19 protein-coding genes and 1 pseudogene are annotated in these 23,666 nt (G+C 56.3%); 8 read left to right on the top strand and 12 right to left on the bottom strand.

What is annotated here, in order from left to right; all coding sequences use genetic code 11:
- Nucleotides 1-52 precede the first annotated feature (52 nt).
- From QLG09_RS02880 to narI, 5 genes are all read left to right on the top strand, one after another.
- Nucleotides 53-1,438: a NarK family nitrate/nitrite MFS transporter gene (locus QLG09_RS02880; protein WP_025204128.1), complete on the top strand. Its 1,386-nt coding sequence runs from the start codon at nt 53-55 to the stop codon at nt 1,436-1,438.
- A gap of 66 nt (nt 1,439-1,504) precedes the next feature.
- Complete coding sequence (locus QLG09_RS02875) at nt 1,505-5,245, top strand: nitrate reductase subunit alpha (protein WP_025204127.1); 3,741 nt, start codon at nt 1,505-1,507, stop codon at nt 5,243-5,245.
- Nucleotides 5,242-6,786, top strand: a complete 1,545-nt coding sequence (gene narH, locus QLG09_RS02870) for a nitrate reductase subunit beta (protein WP_183516336.1) — start codon at nt 5,242-5,244, stop codon at nt 6,784-6,786. Before QLG09_RS02875 ends, narH begins: the two co-directional genes overlap by 4 nt.
- Nucleotides 6,786-7,481, top strand: a complete 696-nt coding sequence (gene narW / locus QLG09_RS02865) for a nitrate reductase molybdenum cofactor assembly chaperone (RefSeq protein WP_020884049.1) — start codon at nt 6,786-6,788, stop codon at nt 7,479-7,481. Before narH ends, narW begins: the two co-directional genes overlap by 1 nt.
- A complete protein-coding gene (narI, locus tag QLG09_RS02860) occupies nt 7,478-8,158 on the top strand; it encodes a respiratory nitrate reductase subunit gamma (protein ID WP_014170231.1) in 681 nt (226 codons plus the stop codon). Before narW ends, narI begins: the two co-directional genes overlap by 4 nt.
- Nucleotides 8,159-8,200: 42 nt before the next feature.
- On the opposite strand, the gene nhoA is transcribed toward narI, so the two are convergent.
- Nucleotides 8,201-9,046 (bottom strand): N-hydroxyarylamine O-acetyltransferase, encoded by an 846-nt coding sequence (gene nhoA, locus QLG09_RS02855; protein WP_020884048.1) that lies wholly within the window; start codon nt 9,044-9,046, stop codon nt 8,201-8,203.
- Between the two features lie 143 nt (nt 9,047-9,189).
- On the opposite strand from nhoA, the gene QLG09_RS02850 reads away from it, so the two are divergent.
- Nucleotides 9,190-9,765 (top strand): flavin reductase family protein, encoded by a 576-nt coding sequence (locus tag QLG09_RS02850; protein ID WP_020884047.1) that lies wholly within the window; start codon nt 9,190-9,192, stop codon nt 9,763-9,765.
- A 42-nt stretch (nt 9,766-9,807) separates the two neighbouring features.
- Here QLG09_RS02850 and fusA read toward each other — a convergent pair whose 3' ends face one another.
- A complete protein-coding gene (fusA, locus tag QLG09_RS02845) occupies nt 9,808-11,907 on the bottom strand; it encodes an elongation factor G (RefSeq protein ID WP_014170234.1) in 2,100 nt (699 codons plus the stop codon).
- A 160-nt stretch (nt 11,908-12,067) separates the two neighbouring features.
- On the opposite strand from fusA, the gene QLG09_RS02840 reads away from it, so the two are divergent.
- Entirely contained in the window at nt 12,068-12,367 is a 300-nt protein-coding gene (locus tag QLG09_RS02840) for a helix-turn-helix domain-containing protein (RefSeq protein WP_014170235.1), read from the top strand.
- Between the two features lie 43 nt (nt 12,368-12,410).
- On the opposite strand, the gene pptA is transcribed toward QLG09_RS02840, so the two are convergent.
- The 10 genes and pseudogenes from pptA to QLG09_RS02790 all read right to left on the bottom strand — a co-directional run bounded on the left by pptA (nt 12,411) and on the right by QLG09_RS02790 (nt 21,495).
- A complete protein-coding gene (pptA, locus tag QLG09_RS02835; RefSeq protein ID WP_020884045.1) occupies nt 12,411-12,641 on the bottom strand; it encodes a tautomerase PptA in 231 nt (76 codons plus the stop codon).
- Between the two features lie 37 nt (nt 12,642-12,678).
- Complete coding sequence (locus tag QLG09_RS02830) at nt 12,679-13,296, bottom strand: glutathione S-transferase family protein (protein WP_049023420.1); 618 nt, start codon at nt 13,294-13,296, stop codon at nt 12,679-12,681.
- A gap of 40 nt (nt 13,297-13,336) precedes the next feature.
- A complete protein-coding gene (locus tag QLG09_RS02825) occupies nt 13,337-14,224 on the bottom strand; it encodes a transporter substrate-binding domain-containing protein (RefSeq protein WP_049023421.1) in 888 nt (295 codons plus the stop codon).
- A 9-nt stretch (nt 14,225-14,233) separates the two neighbouring features.
- A complete protein-coding gene (locus QLG09_RS02820) occupies nt 14,234-15,007 on the bottom strand; it encodes an amino acid ABC transporter ATP-binding protein (RefSeq protein WP_049023422.1) in 774 nt (257 codons plus the stop codon).
- Entirely contained in the window at nt 14,991-15,917 is a 927-nt protein-coding gene (locus tag QLG09_RS02815) for an amino acid ABC transporter permease (protein WP_049023423.1), read from the bottom strand. The genes QLG09_RS02820 and QLG09_RS02815 overlap by 17 nt, the downstream gene beginning before the upstream one ends.
- 9 nt (nt 15,918-15,926) lie before the next feature.
- On the bottom strand, nt 15,927-16,436 hold the full coding sequence (locus tag QLG09_RS02810) for a GNAT family N-acetyltransferase (protein ID WP_020884041.1): 510 nt from the start codon (nt 16,434-16,436) through the stop codon (nt 15,927-15,929).
- A gap of 9 nt (nt 16,437-16,445) precedes the next feature.
- Nucleotides 16,446-18,709 (bottom strand): annotated as a pseudogene (locus tag QLG09_RS02805) (NtaA/DmoA family FMN-dependent monooxygenase).
- A 16-nt stretch (nt 18,710-18,725) separates the two neighbouring features.
- The gene (locus QLG09_RS02800) at nt 18,726-19,847 is read right to left on the bottom strand and encodes an amidohydrolase (RefSeq protein WP_049023424.1); all 1,122 of its coding nucleotides are present in this window, start codon (nt 19,845-19,847) and stop codon (nt 18,726-18,728) included.
- Complete coding sequence (locus QLG09_RS02795; protein WP_047356439.1) at nt 19,826-20,845, bottom strand: LLM class flavin-dependent oxidoreductase; 1,020 nt, start codon at nt 20,843-20,845, stop codon at nt 19,826-19,828. Before QLG09_RS02795 ends, QLG09_RS02800 begins: the two co-directional genes overlap by 22 nt.
- A 110-nt stretch (nt 20,846-20,955) precedes the next feature.
- Complete coding sequence (locus QLG09_RS02790) at nt 20,956-21,495, bottom strand: AAA family ATPase (protein WP_049023425.1); 540 nt, start codon at nt 21,493-21,495, stop codon at nt 20,956-20,958.
- Between the two features lie 341 nt (nt 21,496-21,836).
- On the opposite strand from QLG09_RS02790, the gene QLG09_RS02785 reads away from it, so the two are divergent.
- Complete coding sequence (locus QLG09_RS02785; RefSeq protein WP_049023486.1) at nt 21,837-23,372, top strand: PAS domain-containing methyl-accepting chemotaxis protein; 1,536 nt, start codon at nt 21,837-21,839, stop codon at nt 23,370-23,372.
- Nucleotides 23,373-23,666 lie beyond the last annotated feature (294 nt).

The raw sequence follows: 23,666 nt of genomic DNA, 5'->3' as shown, positions 1-23,666 counted from the left end.
TCCACCTGTTTTTATTCCATTTTTTCTTTTTATGGTTACGCAAGAGGGCGACATGTCACAACAAAGTGAGAAGAATAATCCTTATCTGCTGAGCAACTGGAAACCCGAAAATGCGCAATTCTGGGAGAATAAAGGAAAACATATTGCCCGAAGAAATCTTTTAATTTCTGTGGCTTGCCTGTTATTAGCGTTTTGCGTATGGATGTTATTTAGTGCCATTGCGGTCAATCTGAATAAAGTTGGATTTAATTTTTCCACCGACCAGCTTTTTATGCTAACAGCCTTACCCTCCCTGTCCGGTGCGATATTGCGCGTCCCCTATTCGTTTATGGTTCCTCTCTTTGGTGGACGCTACTGGACGGTGTTAAGCACGGTGATCCTGATTGTTCCCTGCGTCTGGTTAGGGATCGCGATTCAGGACACTGCCACTCCCTACTGGATCTTTATCGTCATCGCGCTGCTGTGTGGTTTTGCCGGCGCTAACTTCGCCTCCAGCATGGGCAATATCAGCTTCTTCTTCCCGAAAACGAAACAGGGTAGCGCCCTGGGGATTAACGGCGGGCTGGGGAATCTGGGCGTGAGCGTAATGCAGCTGGTCGCGCCGCTGGTGATCTTCCTGCCCATGTTCACCTTTCTCGGCGTAAACGGCGTGCCGCAGGATGACGGCTCAACGATGTGGCTGGCCAATGCCGCGTGGATTTGGGCGCCCCTTCTCCTGCTGGCCACGATTGCGGCGTTTTTCGGCATGAATGACATCGCGAGCTCTAAGGCCACGATTGCCAGCCAGCTACCGGTGTTAAAACGTTTTCACCTGTGGCTCCTGAGCCTCCTCTACCTGGCAACCTTCGGTTCGTTTATCGGTTTTTCAGCAGGCTTCGCCATGCTGTCGAAAACCCAGTTTCCTGACGTCAATATCCTCCATCTGGCTTTCTTTGGCCCACTGATTGGCGCGCTGGCCCGTTCTGCGGGCGGGATGATCTCAGACAAACTCGGCGGCGTACGCGTCACCCTGATTAACTTCGTCTTTATGGCGCTTTTCAGCGCCCTGCTTTTCCTGACGCTTCCCGGTTCCGGGTCGGGCAGTTTTCTCGCCTTCTATCTGGTCTTTATGGGTCTGTTCCTCACCGCCGGACTGGGCAGCGGGTCAACGTTTCAGATGATTGCCATCATTTTCCGCCAAATCACCCTCACCCGCGTGAAGCAACAAGGGGGAAGTGACGAGCAGGCGCAGCATGAAGCAGTCACCGAAACCGCGGCAGCGCTGGGCTTTATCTCCGCCATCGGTGCCGTCGGCGGGTTCTTCATTCCGAAAGCCTTCGGCACGTCGCTGGCCATGACCGGCTCGCCTGTGGGTGCCATGAAAGTTTTCCTCGTGTTTTACATCGTCTGCGTCCTGGTGACCTGGCTGGTTTATGGCCGCAAATCTTCACAACAATAACAATTACACATTCGCCTGAGAGTGGGCAGCCCTCTCCGAAAAGGCTATCGAAGCAGGAGAAATGTCATGAGTAAACTGTTGGATCGCTTTCGCTATTTCAAACAAAAAGGCGACAGCTTCGCCAATGGACACGGGCAGGTGTACAACACCAACCGTGACTGGGAGGACAGCTACCGACAGCGATGGCAGTTCGACAAGATTGTGCGGTCCACCCATGGCGTGAACTGCACGGGCTCCTGTAGCTGGAAAATCTACGTCAAAAACGGCCTGGTTACCTGGGAAACCCAGCAGACCGACTACCCGCGTACCCGCCCCGACCTGCCTAACCACGAGCCGCGCGGCTGCCCGCGCGGTGCAAGTTATTCCTGGTACCTTTACAGCGCCAACCGGCTGAAATACCCGCTGGTGCGCCGCACGCTGATCGAACTGTGGCGTGACGCGCTGGCGCAACACAGCGATCCGGTGCTGGCCTGGGATGCCATTCAGAACGATCCGCAGAAGAGCCGGAGCTACAAGCAGGCTCGCGGACACGGCGGATTTATCCGCTCCAGCTGGAAAGAGCTGAACCAGCTGATTGCTGCCGCCAACGTCTGGACCATTAAACATTACGGCCCCGATCGCGTGGCCGGTTTTTCACCGATTCCGGCGATGTCGATGGTCTCGTATGCCGCCGGGACGCGTTATCTCTCTCTGCTGGGCGGCACCTGTCTCAGCTTTTATGACTGGTATTGTGATTTACCGCCCGCCTCGCCCATGACGTGGGGCGAGCAGACCGACGTGCCGGAATCCGCAGACTGGTACAACTCCAGCTACATCATTGCCTGGGGGTCTAACGTTCCGCAGACGCGTACGCCAGATGCCCACTTCTTTACCGAGGTCCGCTACAAAGGCACCAAAACCGTGGCCATCACCCCGGACTTCTCCGAGGTCGCCAAACTGAGCGATCAGTGGCTGGCACCCAAGCAAGGCACCGACAGCGCGCTGGCGATGGCAATGGGCCACGTGATCCTCAAAGAGTTCCATCTCGACAACCCCAGCGAGTACTTCCTCAACTACTGCCGCCGCTACACCGACATGCCGATGCTGGTGCTGCTGGATGAACAGGCCGATGGCCGCGTGGTGCCGGGGCGGATGCTTCGGGCCTCTGATCTCACGGACGGGCTGGGTGAAGCCAATAATGCTGAGTGGAAAACCGTCGCCTTTGATATCGCCGGCGATCTGGTGGTGCCGAACGGGTCCATTGGTTTCCGCTGGGGCGAAAAAGGCAAATGGAACCTGGCGCCGCTGGCGGCAGATCATGAAACTGAACTCACCCTCTCGCTGCTGATTACCCACGACAGCGTGGCAGAGGTGGCATTCCCCTATTTTGGCGGCAATGAAAATCCACACTTCCGTAGCGTCAAGCAGGAGCCGGTCCTGACGCGCCGTGTACCGAGTAAAACCCTGACGCTGGCCGATGGCAGCCAGAAACGGGTGGTCAGCGTCTACGATCTGATTCTCGCTAACTACGGCCTCGATCGTGGTCTGGAAGACAGCAACGCGGCGGGCAGCTATGACCAGATCAAAGCTTACACTCCCGCCTGGGGCGAGCAGATCACCGGCGTCCCTGCTTACCTGATAGAGAAAATTGCCCGTGAGTTTGCCGACACGGCGCACAAAACACACGGCCGGTCGATGATTATCCTCGGTGCCGGGGTGAACCACTGGTACCACATGGACATGAACTACCGCGGGATGATCAACATGCTGGTGTTCTGCGGCTGCGTGGGTCAAAGCGGTGGCGGCTGGTCACACTATGTGGGTCAGGAGAAGTTGCGTCCGCAAACCGGCTGGCTGCCGCTGGCGTTTGCGCTGGACTGGAACCGTCCCCCGCGCCAGATGAACAGTACGTCGTACTTCTACAACCACGCCTGTCAGTGGCGTTATGAAAAACTGACCGCGCAGGAGTTACTCTCTCCGCTGGCGGACGCGACAAAATTCACCGGTCACCTGATCGATTTTAACGTCCGGGCAGAGCGTATGGGCTGGCTGCCCTCGGCACCGCAGCTAAACCTCAATCCGTTGCACATTAAAGCCCGGGCCGACGCCGCCGGCATGACCCCGCAGGAGTACACCGTGCAGGCATTAAAATCGGGCGATATACGTTTCGCCTGCGAACAGCCTGACAACGGTAAAAACCACCCGCGCAATCTGTTTGTCTGGCGGTCTAACCTGCTTGGTTCTTCGGGGAAAGGTCACGAGTACATGCTCAAATACCTGCTCGGTACTGAAAGCGGCATTCAGGGCGAGGATTTAGGGTCGACGGATGACGTTAAGCCCGAAGAGGTGGAGTGGCAAACTCAGGCCATTGAGGGCAAGCTTGACCTGCTGGTGACACTCGATTTCCGCATGTCCAGCACCTGCCTGTTCTCCGATATCGTGCTGCCCACCGCGACATGGTATGAAAAAGACGACATGAATACGTCGGATATGCATCCGTTTATTCATCCGCTTTCAGCTGCCGTCGACCCGGCCTGGGAATCCCGCAGCGACTGGGAGATCTACAAAGGTATTGCCAGCGTTTTCTCAGAGGTGTGCGTCGGCCATCTTGGCACCGAAACGGACGTGGTACTGCAGCCGCTGCAGCACGACTCCCCGGGGGAACTGTCACAGCCGTTTGATATTCAGGACTGGCGCAAAGGCGAATGCGATCTCATTCCGGGTAAAACGGCGCCGACGATTGCGGTGGTCGAACGACATTATCCGGAAACCTACGAGCGCTTTACTTCACTCGGCCCGCTGATGGACAAACTCGGCAACGGCGGAAAAGGCATTTCATGGAATACCCAGAGCGAGGTCGATTTCCTTGGCAAGCTGAACTACGTCAAGCTCGATGGCCCGGCAAAAGGACGCCCGCGTATTGAAACGGCGATTGACGCCTCTGAAGTGATCCTCGCCCTCGCCCCTGAAACGAATGGCCAGGTGGCAGTGCGAGCCTGGCAAGCGCTGGGCGAACTGACCGGTCGCGATCACACCCATCTGGCGCTGAACAAAGAAGATGAGAAAATCCGCTTCCGCGATATTCAGGCCCAGCCAAGGAAAATTATCTCCAGCCCCACCTGGTCGGGCCTTGAAAGTGAGCATGTCTCCTATAACGCCGGTTATACCAACGTTCACGAGCTTATTCCCTGGCGCACCCTTTCCGGTCGTCAGCAGCTGTATCAGGACCATCCGTGGATGCGCGCGTTCGGGGAAAGTCTGGTGGCCTATCGCCCACCGATTGATACCCGAAGCGTTAGCCATATGCGCGAAATCCCGCCGAACGGCTTCCCGGAGAAGGCGCTGAACTTCCTGACGCCACACCAGAAATGGGGCATTCACTCGACCTACAGTGAAAACCTGCTGATGCAGACGCTGTCACGCGGGGGGCCTATCGTCTGGATCAGCGAAACCGATGCCAGAGAGTTAGGCATTGAGGATAACGACTGGATCGAAGCCTTCAACGCCAACGGGGCCCTGACCGCCCGGGCAGTGGTGAGCCAGCGCGTCCCGCCGGGCATGACCATGATGTACCACGCGCAGGAACGTATCCTGAATATTCCGGGTTCAGAAGTCACCGGTCGTCGCGGCGGGATCCATAACTCGGTGACGCGCGTCTGTCCCAAACCGACACACATGATTGGCGGCTACGCCCAGCTGGCGTACAGCTTCAACTATTACGGCACCGTCGGCTCTAACCGCGACGAGTTCATCATGATCCGCAAAATGAAAAACATTAACTGGCTGGATGGCGAAGGTCGGGATCAGGTACAGGAGGCGAAAAAATGAAAATACGCTCACAGGTTGGAATGGTGCTGAATCTCGACAAATGCATTGGCTGTCACACCTGCTCGGTCACCTGTAAAAACGTCTGGGCCGGGCGTGAAGGTATGGAATATGCGTGGTTCAACAACGTTGAAACTAAACCGGGGATTGGCTACCCGAAAAACTGGGAAGATCAGGAGGAGTGGCAAGGCGGTTGGGTACGCGGGATCACCGGCAAGCTGACGCCGCGTCTCGGCGGGCGCGTGGGCGTGCTGTCAAAAATCTTTGCCAACCCGTCCCTGCCCGGCATTGATGATTACTACGAGCCCTTCACGTTTGATTACCAGGATCTGCACCGTGCACCACAAGGCGATCACCTCCCGACGGCCCGCCCGCGCTCGCTGATTAGCGGCAAACGGATGGACAAAATTGTTGGCGGCCCGAACTGGGAAGAACTGCTTGGCGGCGAGTTCGAAAAACGCGCCCGCGACCGCAACTTCGACAAGATCCAGAAGGAGATGTACGGCCAGTTTGAAAACACTTTCATGATGTACCTGCCGCGCCTGTGTGAACACTGCCTGAACCCGAGCTGCGTGGCCACCTGCCCGAGCGGTGCCATCTACAAGCGTGAAGAAGACGGCATTGTGCTGATTGACCAGGACAAATGCCGTGGCTGGCGCATGTGCATCAGCGGTTGCCCGTACAAGAAAATCTACTTCAACTGGAAAAGCGGAAAGTCGGAGAAATGCATCTTCTGCTACCCGCGCATTGAGTCTGGCCAGCCAACCGTCTGTTCGGAGACCTGCGTCGGGCGTATTCGCTATCTGGGCGTGCTGCTGTATGACGCGGATCGCATTGAAGAAGCGGCCAGCACCGAACATGAAACCGACCTCTATGAACGCCAGTGTGACGTATTCCTTGATCCGCATGACCCGGCGGTCATTGAAGAAGCCTTCAAGCAAGGTATTCCGCAGAACGTGATTGACGCCGCCCAGCGTTCCCCGGTTTACAAGATGGCGATGGACTGGAAGCTGGCCCTGCCGCTGCATCCGGAATACCGCACCCTGCCGATGGTCTGGTACGTTCCGCCGCTGTCACCAATCCAGTCTTACGCAGACGCGGGTGGCCTGCCGCTCAACGACGGCGTGTTACCGGCGGTCGAAAGCCTGCGCATACCGGTGCAGTATCTGGCCAACATGCTCAGCGCGGGCGATCCTGCTCCGGTGCTGCGCGCCCTGAAACGCATGATGGCCATGCGTCATTACAAACGCTCTCAGACCGTTGAAGGCGTGACCGATACCCGCGCCATCGAAGAAGTGGGCCTTAGCGTCGAGCAGGTCGAAGAGATGTACCGCTATCTGGCGATTGCCAACTACGAAGATCGTTTCGTGATCCCCACCAGCCACCGCGAAATGGCGCGCGACGCCTTCCCGGAACGCAACGGCTGCGGCTTCTCCTTTGGCGACGGGTGCCACGGTTCCGACACCAAATTCAACCTCTTTAACAGCAGCCGCATTGATGCCATCAACATCACCGAAGTGCGCGACCACGGGGAGGGAGAGTGATGCAGATCCTCAAAATCATCGCCCTGCTGATTGAGTATCCCGATGAAACATTATGGGAAAATCGCGAGGAAGCACTTTCCCTGATAGAACAGGATCTCCCTGCGTTACTGCCCTTTGCCCGCCAGCATCTGGATGCCGCACTGCTGGATAAGCAGGCCGAATGGTGCGAGGTGTTTGAGCGGGGTCGTGCGACCTCGCTGCTGCTGTTTGAGCACGTTCATGCTGAATCCCGCGATCGCGGCCAGGCGATGGTCGACCTGATGAGCCAGTACGAAAAAGCCGGCCTGCAGCTGGACTGTCGTGAGCTGCCGGACTATCTGCCGCTCTACCTGGAGTATCTCAGCCTCGTCACCGACGACGAGGCCCGCGAAGGGCTACAAAACGTTGCGCCGATCCTGGCGCTGATTGGCGGTCGCCTGAAGCAGCGCGGCGTGGCGCATTATCAGCTGTTCGATGCGCTCCTGACGCTCGCAGGCACGCGTCTGACCAGCGACAGCGTGGCGAAACAGGTTTCCACCGAGAAACGGGATGATACCCGCCAGGCGCTGGACGCCGTCTGGGAAGAGGAACAGGTCAAGTTTATCGAGGACAACGCCACATCGTGTGATACCTCACCGATGCAGCAATATCAACGACGCTTTAGCCAGGACGTTGCCCCGCAGTATGTCGACGTCAGTGCGGGAGGCCCAAAATGATCCAGTTTCTGAACGTCTTTTTCTACGATATTTACCCCTACCTGTGCGGCACGGTTTTTCTGGTGGGAAGCTGGCTGCGTTACGACTACGGGCAGTATACCTGGCGCGCCTCCTCCAGCCAGATGCTGGATAAGCGCGGCATGGTGCTGTGGTCAAATCTGTTCCATATCGGGATCCTGGGGATCTTCTTCGGACATCTTTTCGGGATGCTGACGCCGCACTGGGTTTATTCGTGGTTTCTGCCGATGTCGCAGAAACAGCTGATGGCGATGATTCTGGGCGGCGTTTGCGGCGTGCTTACGCTGGTGGGCGGTGCGGGATTATTGATTCGCCGGCTGACGAACCCGCGTATCCGGGCGACCTCCTCCACGGCAGATATCCTGATCCTCTGCATTTTGCTGGTGCAGTGTATTCTTGGGCTCACCACCATTCCGTTCTCCGCGAAATATCCCGACGGCAGCGAGATGCTCAAGCTGGTGGACTGGGCGCAGTCGGTAGTGACCTTCCGCGGTGGCTCGTCCGAACATCTGGCGGGCGTGGCGTTTATCTTCCGTGTCCATCTGGTGCTGGGCATGACCATTTTCCTGATCTTCCCCTTCACCCGACTGGTGCACGTCTGGAGCGCGCCGGTGGAGTATTTAACGCGCAGGTATCAGGTGGTGAGATCGCGCCGCTGAGTGTTGCCGGGTGGCGCTACGCCTGAGCGCAGCGCCACCGGTCTATTTCCCGGCCTGAGGATGTGTATCAAACCCGGCCATCACCGCCGTCAGCGCGTCCAGCGAAAACCCGTGTTTGGGATCGTCAACGCCCAGTCCAAACCGTGACTGCATCACCTGATACAGCGCGTTCGCGTCGGGAAGATGGACCTGCTCTTCCGCATGCCCCTTCTGCCAGTGGGTAAAGTTAAAGTTGGTCAGGGTCAGCTTTCCGCCGTCAGGCAGATGGCGACACATCAACAGATGGTGGCGAAAATGGGATTGCGGCCAGTGCGCCGACCAGAAGTTGCCCATCACGTAATCGCTGAAATACTGTGTTGTCAGATCAAAATGGTACATCGACTGCCAGTGATCGTGGTGACTGAACTGCAGGATCCAGTCGTTGCCCTCGCTCAGCAAACGATACAGCCCGTGGGGTGTCTCCTGCTCCTCGTTGGCGAGCAAACGAATCGGCGCCGTCAGGGTCTGTCCGCCAAAACCGACGTCGGCAATCCAGCGCTCGCCGTTGAGTTCAACCAGCAGCAGACGATGCGTACGCGGCGGCATCTGTGGCGGACTGGCTAAGACCACGCGGCCCAGCACGCTGCGAACTGTAAAGCCCACTTCACGCAAAACGCGTTCAAAGAGGCCGTTCTGCTCAAAGCAATAGCCTCCACGACGTGCCGTCACCAGTTTGTCGACCAGGCACTGATCTTCCAGATGGATTTCGCGCGGCATCACGACGTCAATATTCTCGAAGGGGATCGCGCAGTTGTGGTGTAAATGCAGCGCCCGCAGGGTGTCGATGTCAACCTGAACAGGCTGTTGCCAGCCCGTACGGGCAAAATAAGCACTCAGAAATGGGGACATGATTCGCTTCCATGATGTGATGTTCCCTGTTTATAAACTATTTTCCGGCCTCCATATGCGCAAAAGTGCTTTTTGCGGGTGCATCTTGATTTCGGCTACCCATCAGACGTTTAATGCCAGAATACCTGCTGAGAGGAATGTTCATGAGCGCGTTTCGTCCCGTTGAATTAAAGCATGCCAGCCGTCTGCTGAACCATGGCCCTACGGTGCTGATTACCAGCCGCGATGAGTCTATCGACCGTCGTAACGTCATGGCCGCGGCCTGGTCGATGCCGGTGGAGTTTGAGCCACCGCGTATCGCAATTGTGGTGGACAAAAGCACCTGGTCGCGCGAACTGATTGAGCGCAGCGGAAAGTTCGGCATCGTCATCCCCGGCGTGGCAGCGGCTAACTGGGCTTACGCCGTCGGCAGCGTGAGCGGGCGCGACGAAGACAAGTTCAACTGCTACGGGATCCCGGTTGTACAAGGTCCGGTACTCGGCCTGCCGGTGATTGAAGAGAAATGTCTGGCGTGGATGGAGTGTCGTTTACTCCCGGTTACCGCAGCCGCAGAAAAATACGATACGCTGTTTGGTGAGGTTGTTTCGGCAGCCGCAGATGAACGCGCGTTTGTCGCCGGACGCTGGCAGTTTGACGGCGATAAGCTGAACACCCTGCATCATCTGGGGGCCGGGACGTTTGTGACCAGTGGGAAAATGGTAAAGGCGCTGGAAAAATAGCCTATAAAAAAAGCCCTCTCCGCGAGGGAAAGGGCTTTTAAATTACTTCGCGCGCCGTGCAATAATTTCATCCGCAACATTACGCGGTGCTTCCGCGAAATGATGGAATTCCATCGTGTAGGTCGCGCGGCCTTGCGACATCGAACGCAGCGTCGTGGCATAGCCAAACATCTCCGCCAGTGGCACATCCGCGCGAATAATCTGACTACCGTACTGCTCTTCCATTCCCTGCACCATGCCGCGGCGGGAAGAGAGATCGCCCATGATGTTGCCGGCGTACTCTTCCGGTGTTTCCACCTCGACATGCATGACCGGTTCAAGAATCACCGGGTCCGCTTTGCGAGCGCCCTCTTTAAAGCCGAGGATCGCCGCCATGCGGAACGCCATTTCCGAGGAGTCGACCTCGTGATAGGAGCCAAACGTCAGGGTCGCTTTCACATCGACAACTGGATACCCCGCCAGGACACCGCTGTTCATGGCTTCGCGCAGGCCTTTCTCCACAGACGGAATATACTCGCGCGGGACAACGCCGCCCTTGGTGGCATCTTCGAATACAAAACCACTGCCGGGCTCTAATGGCGCCAGACTGAGCACCACATGGCCGTACTGCCCTTTACCGCCGGACTGTCGGACAAATTTCCCTTCGATATCCTTCACCGCTTTACGCAGGGTTTCACGGTACGTGACCTGTGGGCGACCAATGTTCGCCTCAACGCCGAACTCACGCCTCATGCGGTCAACGATAATCTCAAGATGTAACTCACCCATCCCGGAGATAATTGTCTGGCCGGACTCTTCATCGGTGTGCAGACGAAACGAAGGGTCTTCCGCTGCCAGGCGCTGCAATGCAATGCCCATTTTCTCCTGATCGCCTTTGGTTTTCGGCTCGATCGCAAGCGAGATAACCGGGTCCGGAAACTCCATCCGTTCCAGCGTAATGACGGCGTTCGGGTCGGTGAGCGTGTCACCGGTTGTCACATCTTTCAACCCAACGCAGGCCGCGATATCGCCCGCGCGCAGTTCATCCACTTCGTGGCGATCGTTAGCATGCATCAGTACGATGCGCCCAATGCGCTCTTTCTTCCCTTTCACCGGGTTGAACACCGCGTCGCCTTTGCGCAGCACGCCAGAGTAAACGCGGATGAAGGTCAGCTGTCCGACGTACGGGTCGCTCATCAGTTTAAAGGCCAGCGCAGAGAAGGGCTCGTTGTCGTCTGGATGACGCTCGGCATGCTGCCCATTCTCATCCACACCATCAATGGCGGGCACGTCCAGAGGCGACGGCATCAGTTCAATGACCGCATCAAGCATGCGTTGCACGCCTTTATTTTTAAACGCGCTGCCGCACAGCATCGGCTGGATTTCACCGGAGATGGTCCGCATACGCAGCCCCCTGATGATTTCCGCTTCCTCTAAATCACCCGTTTCCAGGTATTTATCCATCAGCTCATCGCTGGCTTCCGCCGCCGCAGAGACCATTTTTTCCCGCCATTCCTGCGCAGTACTCACTACGTCATCCGGCACAGGAGCATAGGTAAACACCATGCCCTGGGTGGCATCGTCCCACAAAATGGTACGCATTTTGATGAGATCCACCACGCCGGTGAAGTGTTCTTCTGCCCCCACCGGAATAACAATCGGGACCGGATTCGCTTTCAGACGCTCCTGCATCATTCGCACGACGCGGAAGAAGTCCGCACCCGGGCGGTCCATTTTGTTGACGAAGGCCAGCCGCGGGACATGATATTTGTTCGCCTGACGCCAGACGGTTTCCGACTGCGGCTGCACGCCACCGACGGAGTCATACACCATGACAGCGCCGTCGAGTACACGCATGGAACGTTCCACCTCAATGGTAAAATCCACGTGGCCCGGGGTGTCGATAATGTTGATCCGGTGCGGTTCAAAGCCCCGGTCCATACCTGGCCAGAAACAGCTGACTGCCGCAGAGGTAATGGTTATCCCGCGCTCTTGCTCCTGTGCCATCCAGTCGGTAGTTGCCGCGCCATCGTGTACTTCACCCAGTTTGTGGCTCATACCGGTATAAAACAGGATGCGCTCGGTGGTGGTCGTTTTACCGGCATCGATATGCGCGGAGATACCGATGTTGCGATAACGTTCGAGAGGGATGGGTCGGGGCATAATATTTCCTTAGTCATTAAGACTGCGTTGTGACGACCGGGATGGTCGCGTGTTCGTTCGTTTGCTATAATAGTCCTATTGTACGAGTATTAACGAACTATTTTTTTACGGTTGACCTATTGTTGATATAGCTCAATCTGACACCAGACGCAGGAAAACGATGATCCCGAACCACCCTGAAACTGAACAAATACTGCTGGAAAATGTGCTTTTTGCCCTCGGTAACCCGCTCCGGCTGTCGATTATCCGCAGGCTGGCCGATGGCAGCGAACTGAGCTGTAACGCGCTGCGCCCGGACGAGGTGGTGAAATCGACGATGACCCATCACTGGCGCGTGCTGCGCGACAGCGGCGTGATTTGGCAGCGCCCGCAGGGACGAGAAAATATGATTTCACTGCGCAGGGACGATCTTGATGCCCGCTTTCCGGGGCTGATGGCAATATTGCTGCAGACGAAGTAACGCGTGTGTCGTGTCGGGCGACTCCGCGCCGCCCGACCCTCTCTCACATTGAATAGCCGGGTTTCTTAATTAAGTGATCCAGGTTGGGTTCAATTTCGGTATCCCAGACCTGCGCTTTCCAGTCGGCTTCCTGCACTTCATTCAGGGCGACCGAAATAGAGCGATCTTTACTGTTCAGATGACGGGTAATCACCTCGGCAATATCCGCCGCCAGCGCGGTTTTTTGGTCGTCGTTCAAATCACGGGGAAAACATTTGATATCTACGTGTGGCATATGCAGGCTTCCAGTTATGAATGTGAGTTCCACGTTATCAGATTATCTCGTTTGCCTTTAACACCTTGTGCAGTTCCGGCAGCTGGCACACGGTATCCGCAATCGCCGTTATCTTCGGCGTATTCGCCGCAAACCATGCATGGCGAGGCCCCCAGGTGCGTGCAACCGTGATGTAGACGTCAAGCAGTGTCAGCCGTTCCCCGAGCGCAAAAGGGGTGGCACTGAGCTGGCTGTCAAACCACAGATAGAGTGATTTTCGGTATTCAATACAGCTGTTTTTCAACTGCTCCGGCGCATCCGGCACCCAGCGTTCGGGGTAGTCAGCGTAGGTAAAGGTGGGATAAACGTTCGCAACAAACCAGATGAGCAACCGCTGAAACTGCTGCCGCTCAGCCTGGCCGACGGCAGGCGCAAGATCGGGACATCTGTCCAGCACCATCAGGGCAATCGCCGCCGTTTCGGTCATGATCGCCCCGTTTTCCAGTTCCAGCGTGGGTACCTGACACAGCGGATTGCGTACTTTCAGCAACTCACGCTGCGGGCCGGGCTGGTCGAAACCGTCCACATTGATAAATTGATAAGGGATGTCTGCCAGAGTCAGCATCACTTCACTGATTGCCGATCCCCAGCCGGGTACGCCATAGAGTTTAATCATGTTGCCCCCTCCGGGATGAAAACCCTAAGTGTAGACATGACTAATAGGTTATCCCAGGCGGGTTCACGTCGGATTGCGTCACCGCTTCGCCCTCTTCCCCCCAGCGTGCCAGCACCCGCTGGTACTCTCCACGCGTAATAGCGCCCTCCAGCGCAGCCTGCAAAGCATAAACCAGCCCATTGCCCTTTTTGGTCGTTGTGGCGACATAGGCTCTCTTCGGCCCGAGACCCACTACGCGCGTTTTGCCGGTCAACGCCGCTTTATAGGCTGATACGGATTGAGGCCCGAAGAACACATCCGCCCTGCCGGACTGAATATAGAGGTTGCCGGAAGCATCATCGGTCAGATAGACCGGCAGCGCAGGCGCACGACCGGCTTTTTTGTTCTCTTCATTCCAGCCCAGCAGAATGCGCTCCTGATTGGTCCCGGAACCGACAATCACCTTTTTGCCTGCCAGATCTTTTGCGCTGTTAATCGCCTGGACCGCACTGGTGGATTTCACGGAAAACGCCAGCGAGTCGACGCGATAGGTCGCAAAGTCAAATTTCTCTTTTCGCTGTTCGGTCACCGCAATATTCACCAGCGCCACGTCATAGCGTCCGGAGCTGATCCCCAGCGGCCAGTCTTCCCAGGCCGTGGGAACCAGCTTCAGCTTTAACCCCAGACTGCCCGCCAGCAAGCGGGCAATATCCGGATCGCTGCCAATCCGCGTCCGGTTGTCGCTGGCAAGCAGCGCCAGCGGTGGAGAGTTGAGCGCTGAGATCGCTACCGTGAGCGTGCCCGGCTCAACAAATTTATAGTTCGCGGGGATCTTCGCGACGGCCTGCTGATCTACTGTCACCGGCAGCGGCTGCTCGTTGGCGTGTAAATCGATACCCGCATGGCTCGCGGTCGTAAAAGCCAGACCGACCAGAAAAGCATATTTCATCTGCGCTCCTTACAGCACTTTTGACAGGAACTGGCGCGTTCGCGGGTGCGACGGACGGATTAATACGTCGTCACTGCTGCCCTGCTCCACAATTTTGCCGTCGACCATAAAGACCACCTGATCCGCCACTTCCCGGGCAAAGCCGATCTCGTGGGTGACCACCACCAGCGTGGTACCCGAGCGGGCGAGCTTTTTAATCACATCCAGCACTTCGCCAACCAGTTCAGGGTCGAGCGCTGAAGTGGGCTCATCAAACAGCATTACCCGAGGACGTAACGCCAGCGCGCGGGCAATGGCAATACGCTGCTGTTGGCCACCGGAGAGATGGCGCGACCAGGCGTCGGCTTTATCGCGCAGCCCGACCACATCCAGCAGGCTGTATGCCCTTTCAACGGCTTCTTTCTTACTCAGTTTTTTATGGGCGATGGGCGCTTCAATCAGGTTTTCCAGCACTGTGAGATGCGGAAAGAGATTAAAGTTCTGGAAGACATAGCCCACATTGACGCGCTGTTTGAGGATCTCTTTCTCTTTCAGCTCGTAGAGTTTGTCACCCTGACGGCGGTAACCGATGTAGTCACCGTCAATCTGGATAAACCCTTCGTCGACGCGTTCCAGATGGTTAATGGTACGCAGAAGCGTCGATTTACCCGATCCGGAAGGCCCGAGGATCACCGTTACCGATCCGGGCGGGATCTCCAGCGAGACGTTATCAAGCGCTTTATGGCGACCAAAAAACTTACTGACGCCGGTAATCGAAATATGCCCTTCAGGAGAGGTTTGCATGGACGGGCTCCTGTACTGATGCGGTGGATACAGAACGGACGCGACTGGCTACCCGGTTCTGATTAACGGCTGAACGGCGTTCGCTGCGGGCAAGCCCGCGCTCCACAACATGCTGAATGGCAGACAACACGGTGGTAATCACCAGATACCAGACCGCACCGACCATCAGCAGCGGGATCACCTCCTGCGTGCGGTTATAGATCATCTGAATGGTATAGAAGAGTTCCGGCATCGCCAGGACATACACCATCGCCGTGCCTTTCGCGAGACTGATAATTTCATTAAATCCGGACGGCAGAATCGTGCGCAGTGCCTGCGGCAAAATGATACGCACCGTACGACGCCAGGCTGGCAGGCCGAGTGCCGCCGCCGCTTCGTACTGACCATGATCCACACCCAGAAAACCGCCGCGAATGATCTCGGCGGTATACGCGCTCTGAACCAGTGTCAGTCCCACCACGGCGGTGGAAAACTGTCCCAGCACATTGATGGTTTCGAAGCGACCCCAGGTAATGGCGGTGAAGGGTACGCCGAGCGAGAGCGTGTCGTAGAGATAGGAAAAGTTATAGAGAATGATCAGAACCACAATCAGCGGCAACGAACGAAACAGCCAGATATACCCCCAGGCCAGGCTGCTCAGCAGCCAGGATGAAGAGAGCCTCGCCAGCGCCAGCAGGCCGCCGATGATTACGCTCAACGCAGTACCGATCAGGGTCAACAGCAATGTCTGCCCTACGCCTTCGAGGATAACCGGATCAAAGAACCAGCGGGCAAAGACAGACCACTCCCAGCGCGGGTTAAAGGCCACGGACTGAATGACCACCGCAAGCACAAACAGCGCCACCACGGCACCGACAGTCCGCAGCGGATAACGCGCCGGGACCACCTTAATGGTTTCAACGTTGCTCATTGTCATTCCTCATGCTGTTTTACTGAACGCTTCACTGATCAGCGTTTTGGTGAAACGCAGCCGGCCATCAAACGGCGGCTGGCTGTACTCTTCCGGATCGCGGTTCAGATCGAACTGCGGCTGATAGCCCTGGCTGATATAGAGCCTGACCGCCTCCGGCTGACGAAAACCGGTGGTGAGGTAGATCTGGCTGTAACCGGCCTGTACCGCCCGACGCTCCAGCTCCTGGACGACGCGGGCCGCCAGCCCCTGTTGACGCAGCGCCTTGTGCGTCCAGATTCGTTTGATTTCAGCGGTGCGTTCATCAAACGGTTTATACGCGCCGGTGGCGATGATGTCGCCGTCACGCTCAAGGACAATAAACAGCCCCTGCGGGGCCAGGTACCACTCCGTGAGCTCCACTTCCGCGTCTTTAGAGAAGTAGTCGCCATAGCGGGCGGCATATTCACCGAATAATCCGTCGATAATGGGCTGAAGATCGGCGTCTTCTGGTGACACGTCCCGAAATTGCTCGCGCATAGCGCCTCCTTAGTCACCCAGTCCTGCCGGGTTCACTTCTGATTGAGGGATACGTTCTACCCCTTCTCCCCAGCGGTTCAGCACTTTGTCGTAATCGCCGTTTTTGATGACCCCGTTAAGTGCAGTCTGTACCGGCTCGACCAGGCCGCTGCCTTTTTTCAGCGTCACCGCAATGTGCGCCGCCTTCGGCCAGCCGCCGTCGACAATCCCAACCCGTTTCGTTTTCCCGGTCAGCGCCGCTTTCCATGCGCCAGTCACGTTCGGGCCAAAGAACGCATCTGCGCGACCTGACTGGAGAGACAGGGTTTGTGATGCATCGTCTTTGGTGTAGATCGGGGTAAACGGCTTCAGGCCTTTCTTCACGTTCTGCGCATTCCACGCCAGCAGGATAGCCTCCTGGTTGGTCCCGGAACCTACGATGATGCGCAGCCCGGCGATGTCCTCCGCCTTCTGCAGCGAGGTAATCGGACTGGTCGATTTCACATAGAAGCCGAGGGAATCTTTACGGTAAGTGGCAAAATCAAACTTCTCTTTGCGTTCTCTGGTCACGGTGATGTTGCTGATCGCCGCATCGTATTTCCCGGAGGCGACACCCAGAGGCCAGTCCTCCCAGGAGGTTGGCACCACGTTCAGCTCCAGCCCAAGGCTGTCGGCCACCAGACGGGCAACGTCCACCTCGCTTCCGAGCAGCGTTTTATTGTCGTCGGAAAAAACGGTCAGCGGCGGTGAGTTAAGCGCGGCAACCGCCACGGTGAATTTGCCCGGCACGGCGAAGCGATAATCTTTCGGCAGTTGCGCGATGGCGTCGCTGTTTTTGGCGGTGTTGACGGGCGTTTTGTTGGCTTCCAGGCTCACGCCAGTGCCATTAATGTTCACATTCTCTGCCCAGACGGCAGGGGAAAAGGCCAGCGCAAGCGCCAGAATAAGCGATGATTTCTGCATAGCGAGGTTCTCTATTATTGTTGTGTGAACTGGTTTTGCGGTTCGTCTAAACCCAGACTGTCGCGCAGCGTAGTGCCGGGATAGTCGGTGCGGAATAACCCGCGGGCCTGTAACACCGGGACAACCTGGTCAACAAAACGCGGGAATGTGTCCGGCGTTCCACCCTGAATAATGAAGCCGTCCGCGGCGAATGCCTCAAACCAGCCCTGCAGACCGTCTGCCACCTCCTCCGGCGTACCGGAAAAGCGCGGGCGCGGGGATGCCGCTTCGAGTGCAACCTGACGCAGGGTCAAGTTGCGTTCGCGAGCATTACGCTTAATTTCATCGGTCGTGCTGCGAAAACTGTTTTTACCCAGTTCACCGATGTCCGGGAACGGCTCGTCAAGCGGGTACTGGCTGAAATCGTGATGTTCGAAATAACGGCCGAGGTAATTCAGGGCATCGTTAATCGACACCAGAGCCGCGGTTGTCTGATACTGGTTCTCCACGTCCTCCGCGTCTTTGCCAACAATCACGCTGACGCCCTGAAAAATATGTAAGTCCGATGCCCTGCGGCCATTGGATTCAAGCTGGTGTTTTACGTCGCGATAAAACGCTTTGGCTTCCTCTAACGTTTCATGATGGGTAAAAATGGCGTCAGCATGTTTCGCAGCCAGTTTTTTTCCGTCATCCGATGCACCTGCCTGAAAGACAATCGGGCGTCCCTGCGGCGTGCGGCCAATATTGAGCGGACCGGCCACCTGGAAGAAATCGCCGTGGTGATCAAGCGTATGCAGTTTTGCCGGGTCAAAGAACTGCCCGCTCTCTTTGTTGCGCACAAAGGCATCCCCCTCCCAGGAATCCCAGAGTCCTTTCACCACGTCGAGGTATTCATCCGCTATCCGGTAGCGCAGCGCATGTTCAGGGTGTTTCTCGCGCGAGAAGTTTTTCGCCGACCCCTCGAGCGGTGAGGTCACCACGTTCCAGCCTGCGCGTCCGTTGCTCAAATGATCGAGGCTGGCAAACTGGCGCGCCACGGTAAACGGTTCGCTGTAGGAGGTCGATAAGGTGCCGACCAGACCGAGGCGCGAGGTCAGACTTGCCAGTGCAGACAAGACCGTTAACGGCTCAAACCGGTTTAAGAAATGCGGGATGGATTTCTCGTTAATATAGAGGCCGTCGGCGACGAATAAAAAATCAAGCTTCCCCTCTTCGGCTTTTAACGCCGTGGCTTTTACAAAATCAAAATTAATGCTGGCATCGGCGACCGCCGCCGGATGACGCCAGGCAGACATGTTCCCGGAAGCACCATGCAAAATGGTTCCCAGCCGCAATTGTCGGGTTGCAGACATATTCACCTCTTCAGAATTAAACGTGTTGCAGGGCTTTTTCCGCAAGCTGTGCAAAATAGCGGGCAGCGGGCTCAATTAATGCTTCATCCGGGTTGAAGGCCGGGTGATGTAAACCGAACGGACTGGCGCTGCCGATGCTGACAAACGCCCCGGGGACCTGCTGCAGATACACCGCGAAATCTTCCCCGCCCATATGCAGCTCGGCGTGCTGCGTTTCATACCCAGATTCTCTGGCGATGGCGGTGGCAAATTCGGCCCAGTGCGCGTCATTGACCAGCGCGGTAGGCCCGGCGTACCAGGTGATGTCGATCTGCGCGCTAAACGCGCTGGCAAACCCGGCGGCAATTTCACCGACGCGTGCTTTCACATTCTGCTGCACTTCCACGCGGTGGGTGCGAAGCGTGCCTTCCAGCTCAACGCTTTCCGGCAGGACGTTCCAGGTATTGCCCCCGGTAATGCGCGTGACGCTCAGCACCACGGAATCAAGCGTGTTGACGTTGCGGCTGGCAACGCTCTGCAACGCCGTTACCAGCTGGCTCGCCAGCACGATGGCGTCGTTACCTTCATGCGGACGTGCAGCATGCGCGCCTTTACCGGTAATTCGGATAACAAACCGGTCGACGTTGGCGTAGAACGGCCCACCGCGGGTGGCAAATTCCCCGACCGGAAGCCCCGGCTCGTTATGCATCCCGAAAATGGCACTGACATCACGTAAGGCACCGGCCCGCACCATACTTTTCGCGCCGCCAAAGTTCTCTTCAGCCGGCTGAAAAAGGATCCGCACGCGCCCGTTTAAAGACGCTTCACGCTCTTTAAGCTTTAACGCCGCCCCGAGGATCACACTCGTATGAATATCGTGTCCGCAGGCATGCATCACACCCGCACGCTGTGAGCTAAACGGCACGCCGCTGCGCTCTTCAATGGGCAAGGCGTCAATATCGGCCCGCAGCGCAATCAGCTTTTTCCCCGTGCCGATTTCGGCCACCACGCCGGTCTGAAGCGCATAAGGCAGCGGCGTAATGCCAGCCTTCGTCAGCCACTGACGCAGGCGAGCGGTCGTTTCGACCTCCTGGCCGGACAGCTCCGGGTTCTGGTGCAGCTCCCGGCGCCAGGCAATCAGTTGTTCGTCAAAACGCATACGGCGACCTCCTTGTTAAGCTTCGCCTGCGCCAGCAGACGCAGGGACTGTATTCGCGTTACGCCATCCGCAACGGGCGTATCAATAATGAATTCATCAATGCCCCATTTTTCGTGCAGGGCGTTCAACTGTTCCAGCACCGATTCGGCTGTTCCCGCCAGCAGCGACTGTGCCCGACGGGCAATGCGCACCGGCTCGCTGCCCGCCTGTCGGGCAAAGGCATAGGCCTGCTCTTCGCTGGCCACGGTGACGCGCTGCCCATTTGCCAGTTCGACGCCCCAGACTTCAACCTGTTGTGCCAGTGCCTCCGCCTCAGCCTGCGACTGGGCGACGATGACCTGAACCGCCACAATTGCATCCCGGGCGCTGTGGTTACGCCAGGTGGTGATGACTTCACGCAGCAGCGCCGGATCCCCATTCAGGTGAGCAGCAAAGACAAAATGCCAGTCAAGTTTCGCGGCCAGCAGCGCGCTTTCGGTACTGGCCCCCAGCAGGAACCCCTGCGCCGGAACCGGCGGCAGCGGCGTCGCGCGAACGGCCTCGTCCACCGACTGATTTTCCGGCTGGATCCAGTGATGAAGCTGTGTCAGCTGTTCGGCAAAACTGCCTTTTTGCTGTTGATCGAGGCCCTGCTGCAGCGCCCGGGTGGAGAGCGGCAGGCCGCCTGGGGCTTTCCCGACGCCCAGATCCACGCGCCCGGGAGCAAGCGCGGCCAGGAGGTTGAAATTTTCTGCGACTTTGTAAGGGCTGTAGTGCTGGAGCATGACGCCACCAGAGCCCACGCGGATACGCCGTGTTTGCCCGAGGATCCAGGCGATTAACAGTTCGGGTGAAGGGCTGGCCAGCTGGGGCGTGTTGTGGTGTTCGGCAATCCAGAAACGGTGATAGCCCAGATTTTCTGCCTGCTGTGCCAGCGCCAGGGTTCGCGCCAGTGCATCGGCAGCCGTTTCGTTTTCAGCGATGGGGCTTTTATCCAGAATACTGATTCGCCAGGACATGTTGCGTTCTCGTTTGACTTAACATGTCGTCATTATTAAAGGCGTATTTCACCTCTGAGAAACAATTAATTTACATTTGGTTTGCCGGAAATCAGATATATAAATCCATGCTACGCGTGTGACTTAAGCGATGAAATGAGGTTTTCCACCTCACTGCGGCGGGTAATGCGGACAAAATGAATATGGGCGTATTGCGGGTCTACCATATCGCGTGCATAACGTGCGCGGTTGCTGCGCCAGGTTTTGATTGTCCAGATAATAATGGACTCACGGCTCATGAATGAGCGACGAAAACTCTCACAGTTTCCCGTACCGGGCCACAGTTCCTGTTTGTGCCAGGCGCGCGTGAACGCTCGGGTGACAGCCTGATATAGGGTTCGGGCGAACCCATAATCCACCCACACCACCCGATCCACGTCTCGCCATTTCACAGGGCGCGTACGGTTATAGTTGCCATCAAGCACCCACTCCGCTGACGCCTTTAGCGTCGTCTCCAGTTTTTCCAGCAAGATAGCGTCCGGGGTGCCCTGCCAGTCCGGACACCAGTAAAGTCGGTCCATTTCAATGTAAGGAATATCCAGTTCTGCGGCGATACGCTTCGCCAGAGTGCTTTTTCCACTCCCGCTGGTGCCAATCACATTTACTTTCACCCTGCTGCCCCCTGTTGAAGAAAAACCCTTAAAGCATAGCGTTTTCATCTTGTTAACGAAACGCTATTTCGGCGGGTCAGTTTACGTCGAAGCGTGATCTCCCGCTTTTAATTTGCCTTATGGCGTTTATTTGCAGGGCGCCACAAAAACGCATCGATAAATATTTTCATTTTTATTACATCGGTCGCATTTTAAAAATAAAAAATACTAAATACAGGGTATTCCGGAACGCATAACTTTCGTAGAGAATATGCCGACAGTAAAAATAAAAACAAACCTTTCAATCTTGCCTGAATGTTTAACGGGCTCTTTTTTATTGATATATGACCATGGGGTTACTGATGCGGAATAACACTCCCGTTACACAAAACGAGTATTTACTTAACGAAGGTTCGACGCTTATGTCGACCACCAATACGCACAGCCATATTACCTATGCGAACTCTGCCTTTATTGACGCCAGCGGCTATAAAGAAGAGAGTCTTCTCGGTGAGCCGCATAATCTTATTCGCCACCCCGACATGCCTGCTGAGGCGTTTGGCGACATGTGGTTTACCCTGCAACAGGGTGAGACCTGGACGGGGCTGGTCAAGAACCGCCGCCAGAACGGCGATCACTACTGGGTGCGCGCCAACGTCACACCGGTTTATCAGAATGAAACGTTAACCGGCTATATTTCTGTGCGGAATATTCCTTCGCGTGAAGAGATTGCTGTCAGTGAAAAACGGTATGAGAAAGTGCGCAATAATGAATTAAAACATCACCGCTTTTATAAGGGCCTGTTTGTTCGCCACGGTCTGTTCTCTTTTACGTCGCTGTTTAAACGCCTTAGCACCAGTAAAAGGATCCATCTTGGTATTGCGATAACCGCCCTGCTCGCTTGTTTGCAGCTGTTTATATTTGCCGATCGTATTGTTGAGACTGTAGGTCTGGCTCTGCTATTTATTGCCCTGGCCGTTTATCTTCATGCGCAAATTGCAAAGCCGGTAAAATCCATTGTCCAGCAAATGCAGCGGGTGGTTTCAGGACGTAAAGCGGACTATTACCATTTTGACCGCGTCGATGAAATCGGCCTGATGATGCGCATGGTGAATCAGTCGGGTCTGAACCTCCATTCGCTGGTTGACGATGTCGGTGCGCAAATCAGCGGTATAAGTACAATCAGCCAGCAGGTGGCGAAAGAAGGTATGGCATTACAAACGCGTACCGAAGAAACCGCAGACTTTCTGCAGCAAACGGCCTCAGCCGTGGAAGAAATTGCCAGCGCGGTTCAGCAGACGGCTGAAACGGCGAAAGACGCGATCCTGATGGCAGATCGCACCCGCACCAGCGCTCACCGCGGTGAAGCAATGATGAAAGAGACTATCGGCATGATGCAGTCCGTGTCGCAGGATAACAGCCAGATCGTCGACATCATCAGCGTCATCGATCGTATCGCCTTCCAGACCAATATTCTGGCGCTGAACGCGGCCGTTGAAGCGGCGCGTGCGGGTGATGCCGGACGCGGTTTTGCGGTCGTGGCGGCCGAAGTCCGCAACCTTGCCCAGCACTCTGCCACCGCGGCCAAAGAGATCAAAACGCTTATAGAGAAAAACGTTTCCAGCGTGAACGCCGGCGTGGAGAAGGTCGAGCAAACTGAATCTCAGCTCACGGTGATGATTGGCAATGTCATGGAGATGTCTTCTCTGATTAAGGAGATAGGCCACGCCACGCAGGAGCAAACGCAGGCGCTGGCCCTGATTAACGCGTCCATCTCCCGCATCGGTACAATGACCCAAAACAATACCGGTATGGTGGATAACGTGACGGACGCCGCACACCATCTGACGCAGCGCACGACCCGTCTGCAACAGGCGATTGCCGTTTTTGGCGGTTGAGCAAAGGGGCCGTTATGCGCTGGTTGCTTTGCGCAATCATTAAGCGAAACTGATGATTAAAGCACCACTTCATTAATGGATTTGTCTAAAAACTCACCGCTATTCAGCGTGTTGTGATCCCCGTCTGCTCTGACCACACGATTTCCTTCGACGTGCATCACTTTCGGCACGGTTATATTTTGCGTCGCTTATGAATTGCAGGTAGGATGCCTCGCCATGTTTCGCCTTATCCATACGCAGAATGACTGGGAAGGCAACATGTGTTTGCGCAGAAGCAATCGTTTGTATTGCACT

It is taken from the genome of Enterobacter sp. V89_11 (genome assembly GCF_029967775.1).
In the GTDB taxonomy this organism is placed as follows: domain Bacteria; phylum Pseudomonadota; class Gammaproteobacteria; order Enterobacterales; family Enterobacteriaceae; genus Enterobacter; species Enterobacter ludwigii.
Note: the sequence above shows the minus strand (reverse complement) of the source record. Positions and strands in the feature narration are given on the sequence as shown.